Consider the following 15841-nt stretch of genomic DNA (forward strand, 5'->3'; position numbering starts at 1 on the left):
CCTTTCGGGCGACAGCGCGAATACCCCCTTGGTGCGCTTATCGCCCGTGGTCCGGGGCAGTAGGGTGAAGCCTCTGTCACTCACCGGGGAAGACGCATGACAACAATAACAATGCGCGCCATCTTCAAACCGCAGGCGCTGGCCGTCGCGGTGGCGTTGGGTTGCTGTGCCCAGGCGCAGGCCGTTTCTTTCAACATTGGCGAGATCGAGGGACAGTTCGATTCCTCGTTGTCCGTCGGCGCGAGCTGGGGCATGAGCGATGCCGACAAGGACCTGATCGGCACTGTCAACGGCGGCAGGGGCCAATCGTCCACCGGTGATGACGGGCGCTTGAACTTCAAGAAAGGCGAAACCTACTCCAAGATCTTCAAGGGCCTGCACGACCTCGAACTCAAGTACGGCGACACCGGTGTGTTCGTGCGCGGCAAGTACTGGTACGACTTCGAACTCAAGGACGAGAGCCGGCCGTTCAAGGACATCAGCGACAGCAATCGAAAAGAGGGCGCCAAGTCGTCCGGGGCAGAGATCCTCGATGCTTTCGTCTACCACAACTATTCCATCGCCGACCTGCCGGGCACGGTGCGCGCCGGCAAGCAGGTGGTCAGTTGGGGGGAAAGTACTTTCATCGGCAACTCCATCAACAGCATCAACCCGGTGGACGTCTCCGCGTTCCGCCGCCCGGGTGCGGAGATCAAGGAAGGCCTGATCCCGGTGAACATGCTGTTCGCCTCCCAGGGCCTGACCGACAAGCTCACCGTCGAAGGCTTCTACCAACTGGAATGGGACCAGACGGTCGTCGACAACTGCGGCACCTTCTTCGGCAATGACGTGGTGGCGGACGGCTGCACCACCGGTTACACGGTGGGGAGCCCGGCCGTTGCGCCCTTCGTGCCGTTGACCCAGGCGTTTGGCCAGGGCATCCAGGTTTCCAGCGAAGGGGTGATCATTCCCCGCAGCGGTGACCGCGACGCCCGCGATTCCGGCCAGTGGGGCACGGCGTTGCGCTGGCTCGGCGACGACACCGAGTACGGCTTGTATTTCATGAACTACCACAGCCGCACGCCGACCGTCGGCACCATCACCGCGGGTCGTTCGACGCTGGCGGCGCTGCCGGGGATTATTGCGACGGCCAACGGTATCTTTCCCGGCAGCGGCGCGGGCGTGGCGCAAAGCGTGATGCTCGGACGCGGCCAGTACTACCTGGAGTACCCCGAGGACATTCGCCTGTACGGCGCCAGTTTCTCCACCACGCTGCCCACCGGCACCGCATGGACCGGCGAAATCAGCTACCGCCCCAATGCGCCGGTGCAGCTCAACACCAACGACCTGACACTGGCCCTGCTCAACCCGATTGCCGGGGGCGCGGCATCGCCCATCGCCACCTCACCGGGTGCCGACAACACCGGTTACCGTCGCAAGGAAATCACCCAGGTCCAGAGCACCATGACGCACTTCTTCGACCAGGTACTGGGCGCCGATCGCCTGACCCTGGTGGGCGAGGCGGCGGTGGTGCACGTCGGTGGGCTGGAATCCAAGGACAAGCTGCGTTACGGCCGCGATTCGGTCTACGGCCAGTATGGCTTCAATGGCGACACCGATGGCTTTGTCACCTCGACGTCGTGGGGCTATCGCGCCCGGGCGATTCTCGATTATTCCAACGTGATCGCCGGCATCAACTTCAAGCCCAACATGTCCTGGTCCCATGACGTGGCGGGTTATGGTCCCAACGGCTTGTTCAACGAAGGCGCCAAGGCCGTCAGCGTCGGAGTCGATGCCGACTACCGCAACACCTACACCGCCAGCCTGAGCTACACCGACTTTTTCGGCGGCGATTACAACGTTCTCAAAGACCGCGATTTCCTCGCGTTGAGCTTTGGCGTGAACTTCTGATCTGGCTGACAAGGAAAACCCAATGCGCAAGATGATCCTGCAATGCGGTGCCCTGGCCTTGAGCCTGCTGGCCGCGAACGTGATGGCGGCGGTATCGCCGGAGGAAGCGAACAAACTGGGCACCAGCCTCACGCCATTGGGCGCGGAAAAGGCCGGCAACGCCGATGGCTCGATCCCTGCCTGGACCGGTGGCATCCCCAAGAACGCGGGTGCGGTGGACAGCAAGGGCTTTTTGGCCGACCCGTTCGCCAATGAAAAACCGCTGTTCACCATCACCGCCGCGACCGTGGACAAGTACAAGGACAAGCTGTCCGAAGGCCAGGTCGCGATGTTCAAGCGCTACCCCGAGACGTACAAGATTCCGGTCTACCCGACCCACCGCAGCGTTGGCCTGCCGCCGGAGATCTATGAGTCGGCCAAGCGCAGCGCGCTCAACGTGGCCGCCATCAACGACGGCAACGGCCTGGCCAATTTCACCGGCAACCGTTACTACGCGTTCCCCATTCCCAAGAACGGCGTGGAAGTGTTGTGGAACCACGTCACCCGTTACCACGGTGGCAACCTGCGGCGCATCATCACCCAGGCGACGCCGCAGACCAATGGCAGCTTCACGCCGATCCGCTTTGAAGAAGAAGTGGCCGTGCCGTTCCTGATCAAGGACGCCGATCCGGAAAAGGCCGGCAACGTCTTGACCTATTTCAAGCAAGAGGTGACCGCGCCAGCGCGCCTGGCCGGTAACGTGTTGCTGGTCCACGAGACCCTCGATCAGGTGAAGGAGCCACGCCTGGCCTGGATCTACAACGCCGGCCAACGTCGTGTGCGACGCGCCCCGCAAGTGGCTTACGACGGTCCGGGCACCGCGGCCGACGGCTTGCGCACCTCCGACAACTTCGACCTGTTCTCCGGGGCGCCGGATCGCTACGACTGGAAGCTGGTCGGCAAAAAGGAAATGTACATTCCCTACAACAGCTACAAACTCGATTCGCCAAACCTCAAGTACGACGATGTGATCAAGGCCGGTCATATCAACCAGGACCTGACCCGCTATGAATTGCATCGGGTGTGGGAAGTCGTCGGTACGGTCAAGCCCAGCGAGCGACACATCTATGCCAAGCGCCACATGTATTTCGACGAAGACAGCTGGCAGGCGGCGCTGGTGGACCACTACGACGGTCGCGGCCAACTGTGGCGCGTGGCCGAAGGGCATGCACAGTTCTACTACGACCACCAGAACCCGGGCTACACCCTCGAGGCGCTCTACGACCTCATCGCCGGCCGCTACATCGCGCTGGGGATGAAGAACGAAGAGAAACACAGCTACGAATACGGGTTCGAAGCCCGGGCGGCCGACTACACGCCGGCAGCGTTGCGCTCGACCGGGGTTCGATAAACTTTTCTAACTGATGAGAACCCGTGGCGAGGGAGCTTGCTCCCGCTGGGGTGCGAAGCAGCCCCAAAAAAAGGGCCACTTGATGTACCTGATACATCGAGTCGTCTGGTTTCAGGGCCGCTGCGCGCCCCAGCGGGAGCAAGCTCCCTCGCCACAGGACCGCGTTTGATTTGAAACCAAACATGACGACCGGCAGCCCTCCTGCCGGTCATTTTTTTATGGGCACCAATCAGCGCGCTGAATACTTCTCCAAAGGTGGGCGACACAGGGCTAGGGTGATGGCAGAACAATAAAAAGGACCTTCGCACATGACCGCCATGACACCGTGTCCGGACCGTCCTGGGTTGCTGCCTCGCCTGTCCTCCACCCATGTGCCACGGCGGTCCTTGAGCGAGCCTTTGCTGACGTCCGAGGCGCGGGTAAAGCTGCTTTGCGCGCCGGCGGGCAGTGGCAAGAGCGCGTTGTTCGCCGAGTGTTTCCTGCAAGCACCTGCCGGTTGTCGGCTGCATTGGCTGCCGTTGGGCGGCGTTGCGCTGAGCGCTGGGCAACTGTGCGAGCAACTGGCGCAGGCCCTCGGCCTGCCGCTGATGGATGAGGCGGGAGTGTTGGCTCACCTGGCGCGCTTGCAGACACCCACCTGGCTGTTCCTGGATGATTACTGCCGGGTACCGAATCCCGAGTTGGACCAGTTGCTCGACCGTCTGCTGAACACCTGCAGCCCGGCGCTGCACCTGTGGCTGAACGGGCGTCGCCGTCCCCATTGCAACTGGCCGCGGCTGTTGCTCGACGATGAATTGCACGAATTCGACGCCCGTGCGTTGGCATTCACCGTCGACGATGTCCAGGCGCTGCTCGGTCATCTGCCCGGCCCTGAGGCGACCCGTACTGCCCGCGAAGTGATACAGCGCAGCGCAGGTTGGTGCGCCGGGGTGCGCCTGGCCTTGCTCGAACGTTGCGAATGGGCGCGCCGTCACGCCTCGCCGGGGCGTGCGGGAACCTTGCCCGATTACCTGGAGTACGAGCTGTTCGGCGCGCTGACGCCGGATCTGGCGCAGGCCTGGCGGGTGCTGGCGCACTTGCCGCGCTTCAACGCTCGGCTGTGCGAGCATTTGTTCGGCGACACGGTGGGGGCGGAATGCCTGCCTGCCTTGTTGGAGTTGGGATGCTTCATCGAGCCCTGGGAACAGTCTGCGGACTGGCTGCACATCTTTCCGGCACTGGCCCGGCTGGTGCGTGAAGAGCCCTGGCCGCAAGGACGTTCCTGGCATCGCCGGGCCTGCCAGTGGTTCGCGGCCGAACAGGATTGGCAGATGGCATTCGAGCAGGCCATGCACGCCGAGGAGTTCGAGGCCGCCGTCAGTTTCTTGCAGCACTTGAGTTTCGAGCACGTCTTGCAACGCCAGAACGTGGTGCTGTTGCTGAACCTGCATGACCGCCAGGGCGAAGCACTGGCGCTGGGCACCCCGCAATCGGTGGGGCTGGTGACCGCGGCTCTGTTGTTCGCCGGGCGCTTCGACCAGGCGTCAGACTGCATCGAGCAACTGGCCCGGTTCGCGCCGCAGCCCTTGGCCGCCTTGCAGCGACAGTTGATCGCGCGATGGCAGGTCTTGCGAGGCTGGCTGCTGCACCTTTCGGGCGATGGCGAACAGGCTCGCGAGCACTTTCTCCAGGCCCAGGCCAGTCTGGATCCGCAGGGCTGGGCCCTGCGGCTGCTGTGCCTGATGGGGCTGACGCAGCAAGCGCTGCTCAACGGTGAATTGGCGTCTGCGCACTGGACCAATCGCCAGGCGTTGTGCCTGGCGCGAGCGCAAGGGTCGCTGGTGTTCGAAGGCTTGCTGGAGCTCGACCATGCCCAGGTGCTGGAGCAGCGTGGCGCACCCCATCGGGCTGATCATCTGCTGGGTGCGGTCCAACTGTTGCTCGATAAGCCAGGCCAGGATTTTTCTGCGCTGTCGGGGCGTATCGCCCTGCGGCGGGGGCGCCTGGCGTTGCGCATGGGCCTTGAGGAGCAGGCCGCCGAGCAATTCCAAGCCGGCCTGGACGCAAGCCTGCACAACCAGGATAAACAAGTGCTGTACGGCTTTTTAGGCAAGGCCAGCCTGGCCGCCAACCAGGGCGATTATGGCGAGGCGTTCAGGCAACTGCGCGATGCCGAGCGAGTCATGCAGCAGCGGCATATTCCCGACACCGTTTACCGCGGTGTGTTGCTGCAAACCAGTTGCCAGTTCTGGTTGCAGCAAGGGCGTGCGGAACTGGCCCATGAAGCCTTGACCCGGGTCTTGCGACATTTTCGGGGCCCGCAGGCCCGGCATGCACCTCCCGCGACCCTGGAATTGATTCCCCGCCTCGAATACCTGCTGGTGCTGGCCGAGGTTTACCTGGGACGGGCGGAGGATCCGCAAGCCCAACTCATGGCCATGATCGAGCAGGCGCAACGCTGTGAAATGCATGCGCTGGAAACCGAACTGCATCTGGCGCTGGCGGAGGTGACCTGGTTGTCCGCAGACCCTTGCCAGGCGCGTTCGCTGATGCAAGAGGCGCGCGAGCGAGTGGTCTGCTGGCGCGCCCAGCAGGCCTTGCGTGAGCTGGACTTGCGCCAGCCCGGGTTGCTGCAGCAGGCCGTGTCGCCAGCGTGCAGCGAGTCAGCGGCAACGGCCGAAGAGCCCTTGCTCAGCCATCGTGAATTGCAGGTCCTGGAACTGATTGCGCAAGGTCATTCCAATCAGCAGATCGCCGAACGGCTGTTCATCTCCTTGCACACGGTAAAAACCCATTCCCGTCGAATACACAGCAAGCTGGGCGTGCAACGGCGTACGCAAGCGGTTGCCAAGGCCAAGGTCATGGGGATGATGGGGTAGCTGGCGTTATCCCTTGTCTCCCGGACCTCAGTGATCCACCTCGACCTGCTGTACAGCCTGCGGGGCCGCCTCATACCCCATCCGCCAACTGACCGCCCGGGTCGCGGCCAGCAGCCGCTGCGCCGCCGGGCCGTTTTCGTCGGCGTGAAACATTGAGGTCGGGCCGACGATGGTCATCACCGCCGCCACCTGGCCGACCGCGTTGAACACCGGGGCAGACAAGGCATCGACCCCGGGCATCAGCAAGCCATGCACATGATGCAGGCCGCGACTGCGGATCTGTTCGCACAAGGCTGCGTACGCCCGGGTGTCGACCAGCAGCGGATGGCGGCTGCTCGCCAGTTCCTGCTCACGCAACTCGATCGTTTCGCGCTCTGGCAGGTAGGCGCTGAATACCAGACCGGTGGAGGAGCTGAGCAACGGCAGCACCGAGCCCAGTTGCGTCACCACGGTCACGGCCCGCACGGCCGGTTCAATGCGTACCACGGTTGCGCCGTGATTGCCCCATACCGCCAGGAAACAGGTTTCGTTCAAGTCGTCGCGCAACTCGGCCAAGGGCAGGGCGGCCACTTGCAGCACGTCCATGCTGTTCAAGGCGGCCAGGCCCACGCGCAGGGCTTCGCGACCCAACCCGTAGTGATTGGTGGCGGCGTTCTGTTCGGCGAAGCCGCTGGCGATCAGGGCCTGCAAGTAGCGATGAACCTTGCTGGCCGGCATCTGCACATGTTCGGCCAGGCGCGACAGCGAGGTAGCGGGGGACAGTTCGGCCAGGGCCTTGAGAATGTCGGTGCCGACTTCGGCGGAGCGGACTTTCTGTTTACCGTTGCTGAGCGGGGTTTCCATGGCGGCGCGAGGTCCAGAGGCGAATGGGCGTCTTTATAGCTTGACGGTCGCTGTCGAGCAAATTACGTTATGCGTAATTGGATTACGATAAAAATAACCCGGTGCGCCTCGTTCTTTTGTGTAAAGCGACAGGCCGTACCTATCCTGTGTTCAGGAGGCCTCCATGCACCTCGACTCCACCGCGTCGGACCTGGCTTATCAGTCGGGCTTCGGCAATGAATTCGCCAGCGAAGCGCTGCCCGGCGCACTGCCCGTCGGCCAGAACTCCCCGCAAAAAGCCCCTTATGGTCTCTACGCCGAACTGTTCTCCGGCACGGCCTTCACCATGACCCGTGGCGAAGCGCGGCGGACCTGGATGTATCGCATCCGGCCGTCCGCCAATCATGCGGCCTTCGCCAGGCTTGAACGGCAGATCGCCGGTGGCCCTTTGGGCGACGTCACGCCCAATCGGCTGCGCTGGAACCCGTTGCAGATTCCTGACGAGCCGACCGACCTGCTCGACGGCCTGGTGCGCACGGTGGCCAATGCCAACCCGGACAAGCCCGCCGGCATCAGCGTCTATCACTACTGCGCCAACCGTTCCATGCAGCGGGTATTCTTCAATGCCGACGGTGAATGGCTGATCGTGCCGCAACTGGGACGGTTGCGCATCGCCACGGAATTGGGCGTGCTGGAGCTGGCGCCGTTGGAGATCGCCGTGTTGCCGCGGGGGCTGAAGTTCCGCGTCGAACTGCTCGACCCGCAAGCTCGCGGCTACATCGCCGAGAACCATGGCGCGCCATTGCGCCTGCCAGATCTGGGGCCGATCGGCAGCAACGGGCTGGCCAATCCCCGGGACTTTCTCGCGCCGGTTGCCCGTTACGAAAACCTCGCGCAGCCCACCACCCTGGTACAGAAATTCCTCGGTGAGTTGTGGGGATGCGAACTGGGGCATTCGCCTTTGGACGTGGTGGCCTGGCACGGCAACAACGTGCCGTACAAATACGACCTGCGTCGCTTCAATACCCTCGGTACGGTGAGCTTCGATCACCCCGATCCGTCGATTTTCACGGTGCTGACTTCACCCACCAGCGTGCATGGCCTGGCCAATCTCGACTTCGTGATTTTCCCTCCGCGCTGGATGGTGGCGGAGAACACCTTCCGTCCGCCGTGGTTCCACCGCAACCTGATGAACGAATACATGGGCCTGATCCAGGGCGCCTACGATGCCAAGGCCGAAGGCTTCCTGCCTGGCGGCGCGTCGCTGCACAGTTGCATGAGCGCCCATGGCCCGGACGGCGAAACTTGCACCAAGGCCATCAACGTCGAGCTGCAACCGGCAAAAATCGACAACACCATGGCCTTCATGTTCGAAACCAGCCAGGTCTTGCGCCCGAGCCGTTTCGCCCTGGACTGCCCGCAATTGCAAACCGACTACGATGCTTGTTGGGCCTCGTTGCCTGTCACGTTCGACCCGACCCGGAGATAATCCATGACCTCTCTTTCCACTGCCCGTAGCTGGGTGGCCTGCGCCAACGGCCATGTCGATTTCCCGCTGCAAAACCTGCCCCTGGGCATCTTCAGCCGGGGGAGCGATGCCCCGCGTAGCGGCGTTGCCATTGGCGAGCGGATTTTCGACTTGCAGGCCGCGTTGCAGTTGGGGTTGTTCGACGGCGCGGCGCGCGAAGCCGTCGAGGCCATGGCCGGCGGTCAGTTGAATGCGTTCTTCGACCTGGGACGCAGTGCTCGGGTCGCCCTGCGTGAGCGCCTGCTGGAGCTGCTACGCGAAGACAGCCCGCTGCGCGATACGCTCCAGGCCCAGGCGTCGAGCTTGCTGCCGCTGGCAACCGAGTGCCAGATGCACCTGCCAGCCAAGATCCACGACTACACCGATTTCTACGTCGGCATCGAGCACGCACAGAATGTCGGCAAGCTGTTTCGCCCCGACAATCCGCTGTTGCCCAACTACAAATACGTCCCCATCGGTTACCACGGTCGCGCCTCGACCGTCCGCCCGTCCGGCACGGCGGTGCGCCGTCCCAAGGGCCAGACCCTGCCCGCCGGCCAGTCCGAGCCGAGCTTCGGCCCGTGCGCGCGGCTGGACTACGAGTTGGAACTGGGCATCTGGATAGGCAAGGGCAACGCGCTGGGCGAACCCATCGCCATTGGCGATGCGGCCGAACACATCGGTGGGTTCTGCCTGCTCAACGACTGGTCGGCGCGGGACATCCAGGCGTGGGAATACCAACCGCTGGGGCCATTCCTGTCGAAGAGTTTCCTGACCAGTGTCTCGCCCTGGGTGGTGACGGCCGAAGCCCTCGAACCGTTCCGCCGCCCGCAACCGGCGCGCCCGCAAGGCGATCCGCAACCCTTACCGTATTTGTTGGACAAGCGAGACCAGGCGGGCGGTGCCTTCGACATCGAACTGGAAGTCCTGCTGCTGACCGAGGCGATGCGCGAGCAGCGCCTGCCGGCCCAGCGCCTGACCCTGAGCAATACCCAATACATGTACTGGACCGTGGCGCAGATGGTTGCGCACCACAGCGTCAACGGTTGCCAACTGCAAGCCGGCGACCTGTTCGGTTCGGGCACCCTGTCGGGTCCCGAGAGTGACCAGTTCGGCAGCCTGCTGGAGATCACCGAGGGCGGCAAAAAGCCGATCGAGCTGGCTTCTGGCGAAGTGCGCAAGTTCCTGGAGGATGGCGATGAAATCATTCTGCGGGCGCGCTGCCGCCGCGAGGGGTTTGTGTCCATCGGGTTTGGCGAGTGCCGGGGCAAGGTCTTGCCGGCACGTTGAGGGACAAGGCATGCAACTCTATACCTACTACCGCTCCACTTCGTCCTACCGGGTGCGCATTGCCCTGGCGCTCAAGGGCCTGGATTACCAGGCCCTGCCGGTCAACCTGATCGCACCGCCAGGGGGCGAGCACCGCCAGCCGGCGTACCTGGCGATCAATCCTCAAGGGCGGGTGCCCGCGCTGCGTACCGATGAGGGGGCGCTGCTGGTGCAGTCGCCCGCCATCCTCGAATACCTGGAGGAGCGTTATCCACAGGTGCCGCTGCTCAGCGCCGACCTGGCGGTCCGTGCCCATGAGCGGGGTGTCGCGGCGTTGATCGGCTGCGACATTCATCCGCTGCACAACGTCAGTGTGCTCAACAAGCTGAGGGCGTGGGGCCACGATGAGGCCCAGGTGACGGAGTGGATCGCGCATTGGATCGGCCAGGGGCTGGCGGCGGTGGAGCAGTTGATTGGCGACGACGGCTATTGTTTCGGTGCCGTACCGGGGCTGGCGGATGTGTACCTGATCCCGCAACTCTATGCCGCCGAGCGCTTCAAGGTGTCCCTGCAGGACTTCCCGCGGATCCGCCGTGTGGCGGCGTTGGCGGCAGTGCATCCGGCATTCCGGAAGGCACATCCGGCCAATCAGCCGGATACCCCATGAAGGCTCGCCGCCGATCTCACAGAGTTTGCAGTGGACAGTCGATCTTCGTGGTGTCCTCCACTGCCAAACGACTCAATGCACCACCGAGTTCGGCGGCAGTTGCCCCAACCGTTCCGTCAGGCGGATTCGCTGGATCGGGTCGTCACTGAGCATCAGCGCATGCTCCAGGTCGAAGCGCTCGGCATTGGGACAGTCGAGCCGCTGGTACAGGCTGGCGCGGGCCAGGTAATCGGCGGCGCTGGCGTTGCCCAATTCCAATACCCGCTCGGCATCGATCAATGCATCGATGTACTCGTCGTTGGCAAGGTGCAACTGCCGTAGGTTACGCGACAGCCGCTGGAGTATCTGCATCGGCTCGGCATGAGCCAGGTGCTCGGCCTTGAGGGGCATGTTCGGGCCGTACTGGCGCTGCAGCAATTCCCGGCAGTCATTGGGGTACAACCGACGGCCTCCGCAGGGATCGAGCAGGTGGTCTGCACCGGGCACCTTGAGCAGGAAATGACCAGGGAAATTGACACCGACCATCGGTATCTCCAGGCGCCTGGCCAGTTCCAGGGCAATCAGGCTGAGGGCCAGGGGTTGCCCGCGCTTGCGCGCCAGCACTTTGTCCAGCAGCGCCGCCCGTGGCCGCAGGGGCGTGAAGTCATCCTGGGCGAACCCCAGGTCATTGAGTCGTCGCAACAAGGGCTGGCCCAATTCGCTGACCGGCAGCAGGGGCAGGCCATGGCTGACTTGCTGTTGCAGCGCCTTGAAGTCCTCCAGCAAGGCCGTGACGTCCACGTCCCGATCATGCTCGGCAGCCACCCACAGCGCCGCTTCGAACAACGCGGGCGGCGTGCGCTGCAAACATTCAAGAAAAGCTTGGCGCGGCTTCATCGAACTCTCCGGGCAATGACCCCGTTTTAGCCGCACCGTGGATTTTCGTCCAGTCCGGCAGTCGTCGTCACGCGGTTATGCCCAAAAGACTGAGGGCCGGAGCGCGTTATTCCGGCGTGCTCCAGCAAATTTCGGCCACACGCCTATACTGGCGAAACAAACAAAGGTGATTCGGGAGCCGTTTGATGTTTGCTCTCATGCAAAGCTCCCGCCTTGAATCGCTGCACTTGAGCGTAGACCCGGCCACCGGGTTGAAGGCGGTCATTGCCATTCATTGCAGCCGTCCTGGGCCTGCCCTGGGTGGCTGCCGTTACCTGTCCTACCCCGACGATGAAAGTGCCGTGGCCGACGCGGTGCGCCTGGCCCAGGGCATGAGCTACAAGGCCGCCCTGGCGGGCTTGCCGGTGGGTGGCGGGGTGGCGGTGATCATGCGTCCGGCCCACGTGGACAACCGCGCCGCGCTGTTCGAAGCCTTCGGCCGCTGCATCGAACAGCTGGACGGGCGCTACATCACCGCCATCGACAGCGGCACCTCGGTGGCGGACATGGATTGCATCGCCCAGCAAACCCGTCATGTCACCAGCACCACCGCCGCCGGAGACCCCGCACCGCATGCGGCGCTGGGGGTGTTTGCCGGCATCCGGGCCACGGCCATGGCTCGCTTGGGCAGCGATAACCTGGAAAGTTTGCGGGTGGCGATCCAGGGCTTGGGCAATGTCGGTTTTGCCTTGGCGGAACAGCTGCATGCGGCGGGCGCCGAACTGCTGGTCAGCGACATTGACCCTGGCAAGGTGCAGTTGGCGATGGAACAGTTGGGCGCGCATCCGATTGCCAACGACGCGTTGCTCAGCACCCCGTGCGACATCCTGGCTCCTTGCGGCCTCGGTGGCGTGCTCAACAGCCACAGCGTGGCGCAGCTGCGTTGCTCGGCCGTCGCCGGTTCGGCCCACAACCAGCTGAGCAGCCTGCAAGTGGCCGATCAGCTGGAACGACGCGGGATCCTCTATGCCCCGGACTACGTGATCAACTCCGGCGGTTTGATCTACGTGGCCCTCAAGCATCGCGGCGAGGAGCTGTCCACCATTACCGCGCACCTGTCGAAGATCGGTGCCCGGCTCACGGAAGTCTTCGCCCACGCCCAGGCGGAAAAACGCTCGCCAGCCCGGGTGGCCGACGAGCTGGCGGAGCGACTGTTGTATCGCTGAAAATCAGGAGGCGACGATGCCGTCGTCACGTGCGCTCATGGTCGGTTGCCTTCGGCGATAACGGCAGCTTTGTTCTCTCGGGTGTAGGTCAACGCGAAATGCGCCACGAGGCCGAAGATCAATCCCCAGAACGCGGCGGCCAGGCCCAGGAAACTCATGCCCGAGGCGGTCACCAGGAAGGTGATCAGCGCCGCTTCCCGTTGTTTTTCGTCGGCCATGGCGCCGGTCAGCCCGGCACTGATCGCGCCAAACAAGGCGAGACCGGCCAGGGAGGCGATCAGCTCTTTGGGCAGTGCGGAGAACACCGAGGCCAGGGTTGCGCCGAAGGTGCCCATCAGGAGGTAGAACACCCCGCAGGCGATCCCGGCGATGTAGCGCTTGTCGCGGTTCTCGTGGGACTCGCGACCGGTGCAGATCGCAGCGGTAATGGCAGCGAGGTTCAGGCCATGTGAGCCAAAGGGCGCCATCAGGACCGAACCGATCGCGGTGACCGAAATGATCGAGCGCGCAGGCGTGTCGTAGCCCGCAGTACGCATCACGGCCATGCCCGGCACGTACTGACCCGTCAGGGTGACCAGTGCCAGCGGCAGGCCGATGTTGATGATCGCGTGCCAGCTCCATTGCGGGGCGATGAACACCGGTTGGGCCACGGCGACCGTGATCGATTGGCCATTGAGCTCACCGAACGAGGCGGCCATTGCGCAGCCGATGACCAGTACCGACAAAATGGCGTAGCGGGGCGACAGGCGCTTGAACGCCAGGTAGACCGCGATCATCGACAGTACCAGCGCCGGTTGCAGCTTGATCGAGGTGAACAGTTCGGCACCGAAGCGGAACAGGATGCCGGCGAGCATGGCCGCGGCGATGGCCTTGGGCAGGCGGTTCATCAGTTTGTCGAACGCCCCGGACAGGCCGATCACCGCAATGATCAGCGACGCCACGATGTAGGCGCCAATGGCCTCGGGCAGGGACACGGTTGGCAACATCGACACCAGCAATGCTGCGCCTGGCGTCGACCAGGCGGTGATCACCGGAACCCGCAGTCGCCAGCTCAGGAGCAGGCCGGTCATTCCGCTGCCAATGGAAATGGCCCAGATCCATGACGACACCACGTCATCGGGCAAGTGCGCTTCCTTGGCCGCCTGAAACACGATGATCAGCGGGCCGGCATAGGAAATGACCACGGCGATAAAGCCCGCAATGACCGCTGAGAGGGATAGATCCTTTCTGAGTGTGTCCATGATGTCTCGACTTGGCACGACAGGCGCGCAGTGATGAGGATTATTGAGTCGATTGATTCGATTCATTGCCAGTGTATTTGAATAAATTGAACTGATTCAATAATTGATTCGTTCGGGATGGAAAATTTTCTGATGTGTTTGTCGATTTTCTACGGCGCTCGGTTATTAACTTATTGATTAATGTGATTTTTATTTTTTGTTGGATTAGGTTGGATTGCAGGGTAGTGAAATGTTGATCGACTCAATCGAATCAATTTAACGCTCGTGTCGAATTATTGGTTGCTTTGCCGCCGTGGTATGCTCGGATTTTCATCATTTCTCCGGTGGCGGTGATCATTCATGTGGGTTCCCCAGCTAAGCGAGTTCAGCCAGCCGATGTACCTGTCGATTGCCGATGCGCTGGCACGCGACATCAGCAACGGCGTGCTGAACGAAGGTGATCGGCTGCCGACCTTGCGGGAGCTGGCCATGGCGCTGAATGTCACGCCGGGCACCATCAGCCGGGCCTATAGCGAAGCCCACCGGCGTCGACTGGTGCAGGGGGAAGTGGGGCGTGGCACGTATGTGCTCAACCAGAAATCGCGGGAACTGCCGGCGAGCCACGGCGCCGTTACGTTGAACCTGGGGCAGTCGGAGTGGCTCGATCTCTCCATCATCAAGCCTTCCAGCGAAACCCTTGAGTTCTGGTTGCGCGATGCGTTGGTGGGCATGGCCCATAGCACCGATTTTGCCCGCGCCCTGGATTACGCGCCGGACGGTGGGCATCCGGCCCATCGTGAAGCGGGGGCGCAGTGGTTACGCCATTCATTGCCCGATGCGCAGTGGCAACAAGTGGTGATCACCGCCGGTGCCCAGCATGGCTTGATGGTTGCGATGAGTGCCCTGACCAACGCCGGTGACCTGGTGCTCTGCGAAGCGCTTTGCTACCCCGGCATCATTTCCCTGGCCCATGGCCTTGAGCGCCGGCTGCGCGGCGTGCCGATGGATGACGAGGGCATCATTCCCGAGGCGCTGCGCGAGTTGTGCCTGCGCGAGAAGCCGGCGATGCTGGTCTGCGTGGCGACCTGCCAGAACCCGACGACGGCGATCATGTCGCAAAAGCGTCGGGCGCAGATTGCCGCGCTGGCCGAAGAGTTCGACTTCATCATCCTGGACGATGATATCTATGGCTTTCTCGCCACTGATCCGTCGATCAAGCCATTGTCGGCGTTTGCGCCGGAACGTTCGGTGTACCTGACCAGTTTGTCGAAATCGGTCATGCCGGCTCTTCGCATCGGCTATCTCTACAGCCCGCCGAAACTGCTGTCGCGCCTGACCTCGATGGTGCGCAGCAGCGTCTGGATGCCGTCGCCGTTGACTGCGCAGCTGGCCAGCAACGTGATCACCGAAGGCCTGGATAAGAAACTGATTCGGATCCAGCGCAACGAAGCCGCCGGCCGGCAAGCCATTGCCGGGGAAATCTTTGCCAATTTCGAGCTCAAGGCCCAGCCCTATTCCTATCACGTCTGGTTGACGTTACCCGAGCCATGGACCAGCGACGAATTCACCCTGCTGGCCCGGGCCAATGGCGTGCTGGTGCTCAGCGGTACGCAGTTCCAGGCGGAACGCTCTGGAACCACCCGTTGCGTGCGCCTGGTGCTGATGTCACCGACCAGCCAGGACGAATTGCGTTTTGCCTTGACCAAGCTGGCCAGCCTGATCGATTCCGATCCGCGTCGTTACTACTAAAAAAGATCGCAGCCTTCGGCAGCTCCTACACGGGTATTGCTGCAGGCGCTGCCGAAGGCTGCGATCTTTTTGGGTTATTCGTCCGACGGGTTGAGCAGTTCGGACAAGGCGTCCGGCTGGCTCTTGAATGCCTTGGCGAACACGTCACGGTTCTTCGCCATGTAGATCCCGGCTTCCTCGACCTGTTGCTCGCTCAGCGATGGGACGGCTTTTTGCAACACCTCGGCCAGCAATTCTGCGAGCTCCAGCATTTTGTCATGACGGTCAGCTTCGGCTTTATCCATGAACAAGCGCTCCAAATCCCGGCTGCTGCGGTATACCACTTCGACGGCCATTCACCACCTCACATGCCTTCACATTGGTTATCTGTGTGATTACTGTATTTATA

Annotated in this window: 12 protein-coding genes; 8 read left to right on the forward strand and 4 right to left on the reverse strand. The window is 62.8% G+C overall.

Annotated features, from left to right (window positions below; all coding sequences use genetic code 11):
• Positions 1-96: 96 nt before the first annotated feature.
• From ACODSJ_RS16665 to ACODSJ_RS16675, 3 genes are all read left to right on the forward strand, one after another.
• Positions 97-1890 carry a DUF1302 domain-containing protein gene (locus ACODSJ_RS16665; protein WP_489102770.1) on the forward strand — a complete coding sequence of 598 codons (1794 nt, stop codon included), beginning with the start codon at positions 97-99 and terminating at the stop codon, positions 1888-1890.
• Between the two features lie 22 nt (positions 1891-1912).
• A complete protein-coding gene (locus ACODSJ_RS16670) occupies positions 1913-3280 on the forward strand; it encodes a DUF1329 domain-containing protein (RefSeq protein ID WP_489102771.1) in 1368 nt (455 codons plus the stop codon).
• A 308-nt stretch (positions 3281-3588) separates the two neighbouring features.
• The gene (locus ACODSJ_RS16675; protein WP_489102772.1) at positions 3589-6138 is read left to right on the forward strand and encodes a helix-turn-helix transcriptional regulator; all 2550 of its coding nucleotides are present in this window, start codon (positions 3589-3591) and stop codon (positions 6136-6138) included.
• A gap of 27 nt (positions 6139-6165) precedes the next feature.
• On the opposite strand, the gene ACODSJ_RS16680 is transcribed toward ACODSJ_RS16675, so the two are convergent.
• Positions 6166-6981: an IclR family transcriptional regulator gene (locus tag ACODSJ_RS16680; protein ID WP_489102773.1), complete on the reverse strand. Its 816-nt coding sequence runs from the start codon at positions 6979-6981 to the stop codon at positions 6166-6168.
• A gap of 163 nt (positions 6982-7144) precedes the next feature.
• Here ACODSJ_RS16680 and hmgA point away from each other — a divergent pair, with 163 nt between their 5' ends.
• Genes hmgA through maiA form a run of 3 tightly spaced genes read left to right on the forward strand, consistent with a single transcriptional unit; the run spans position 7145 to position 10403 of the window.
• Entirely contained in the window at positions 7145-8449 is a 1305-nt protein-coding gene (gene hmgA / locus ACODSJ_RS16685; RefSeq protein WP_489102774.1) for a homogentisate 1,2-dioxygenase, read from the forward strand.
• Between the two features lie 3 nt (positions 8450-8452).
• Positions 8453-9757, forward strand: a complete 1305-nt coding sequence (gene fahA, locus ACODSJ_RS16690; RefSeq protein WP_489102775.1) for a fumarylacetoacetase — start codon at positions 8453-8455, stop codon at positions 9755-9757.
• A 10-nt stretch (positions 9758-9767) separates the two neighbouring features.
• A complete protein-coding gene (gene maiA, locus ACODSJ_RS16695; protein WP_489102776.1) occupies positions 9768-10403 on the forward strand; it encodes a maleylacetoacetate isomerase in 636 nt (211 codons plus the stop codon).
• 72 nt (positions 10404-10475) lie between these two features.
• Here maiA and ACODSJ_RS16700 read toward each other — a convergent pair whose 3' ends face one another.
• Positions 10476-11279 carry a SirB1 family protein gene (locus ACODSJ_RS16700; protein WP_489102777.1) on the reverse strand — a complete coding sequence of 268 codons (804 nt, stop codon included), beginning with the start codon at positions 11277-11279 and terminating at the stop codon, positions 10476-10478.
• Between the two features lie 185 nt (positions 11280-11464).
• Between ACODSJ_RS16700 and ACODSJ_RS16705 the strand changes: the two genes are divergently transcribed.
• The gene (locus ACODSJ_RS16705; RefSeq protein WP_489102778.1) at positions 11465-12484 is read left to right on the forward strand and encodes a Glu/Leu/Phe/Val dehydrogenase family protein; all 1020 of its coding nucleotides are present in this window, start codon (positions 11465-11467) and stop codon (positions 12482-12484) included.
• Positions 12485-12519: 35 nt separating this feature from the next.
• On the opposite strand, the gene ACODSJ_RS16710 is transcribed toward ACODSJ_RS16705, so the two are convergent.
• Entirely contained in the window at positions 12520-13725 is a 1206-nt protein-coding gene (locus tag ACODSJ_RS16710; RefSeq protein ID WP_489102779.1) for a benzoate/H(+) symporter BenE family transporter, read from the reverse strand.
• A gap of 339 nt (positions 13726-14064) precedes the next feature.
• Between ACODSJ_RS16710 and ACODSJ_RS16715 the strand changes: the two genes are divergently transcribed.
• On the forward strand, positions 14065-15453 hold the full coding sequence (locus tag ACODSJ_RS16715) for an aminotransferase-like domain-containing protein (RefSeq protein WP_489102780.1): 1389 nt from the start codon (positions 14065-14067) through the stop codon (positions 15451-15453).
• A gap of 74 nt (positions 15454-15527) precedes the next feature.
• On the opposite strand, the gene ACODSJ_RS16720 is transcribed toward ACODSJ_RS16715, so the two are convergent.
• Positions 15528-15788 carry a YebG family protein gene (locus tag ACODSJ_RS16720; protein WP_003205410.1) on the reverse strand — a complete coding sequence of 87 codons (261 nt, stop codon included), beginning with the start codon at positions 15786-15788 and terminating at the stop codon, positions 15528-15530.
• Between the last annotated feature and the right edge of the window lie 53 nt (positions 15789-15841).

It is taken from the genome of Pseudomonas sp. FG6 (assembly GCF_057809015.1).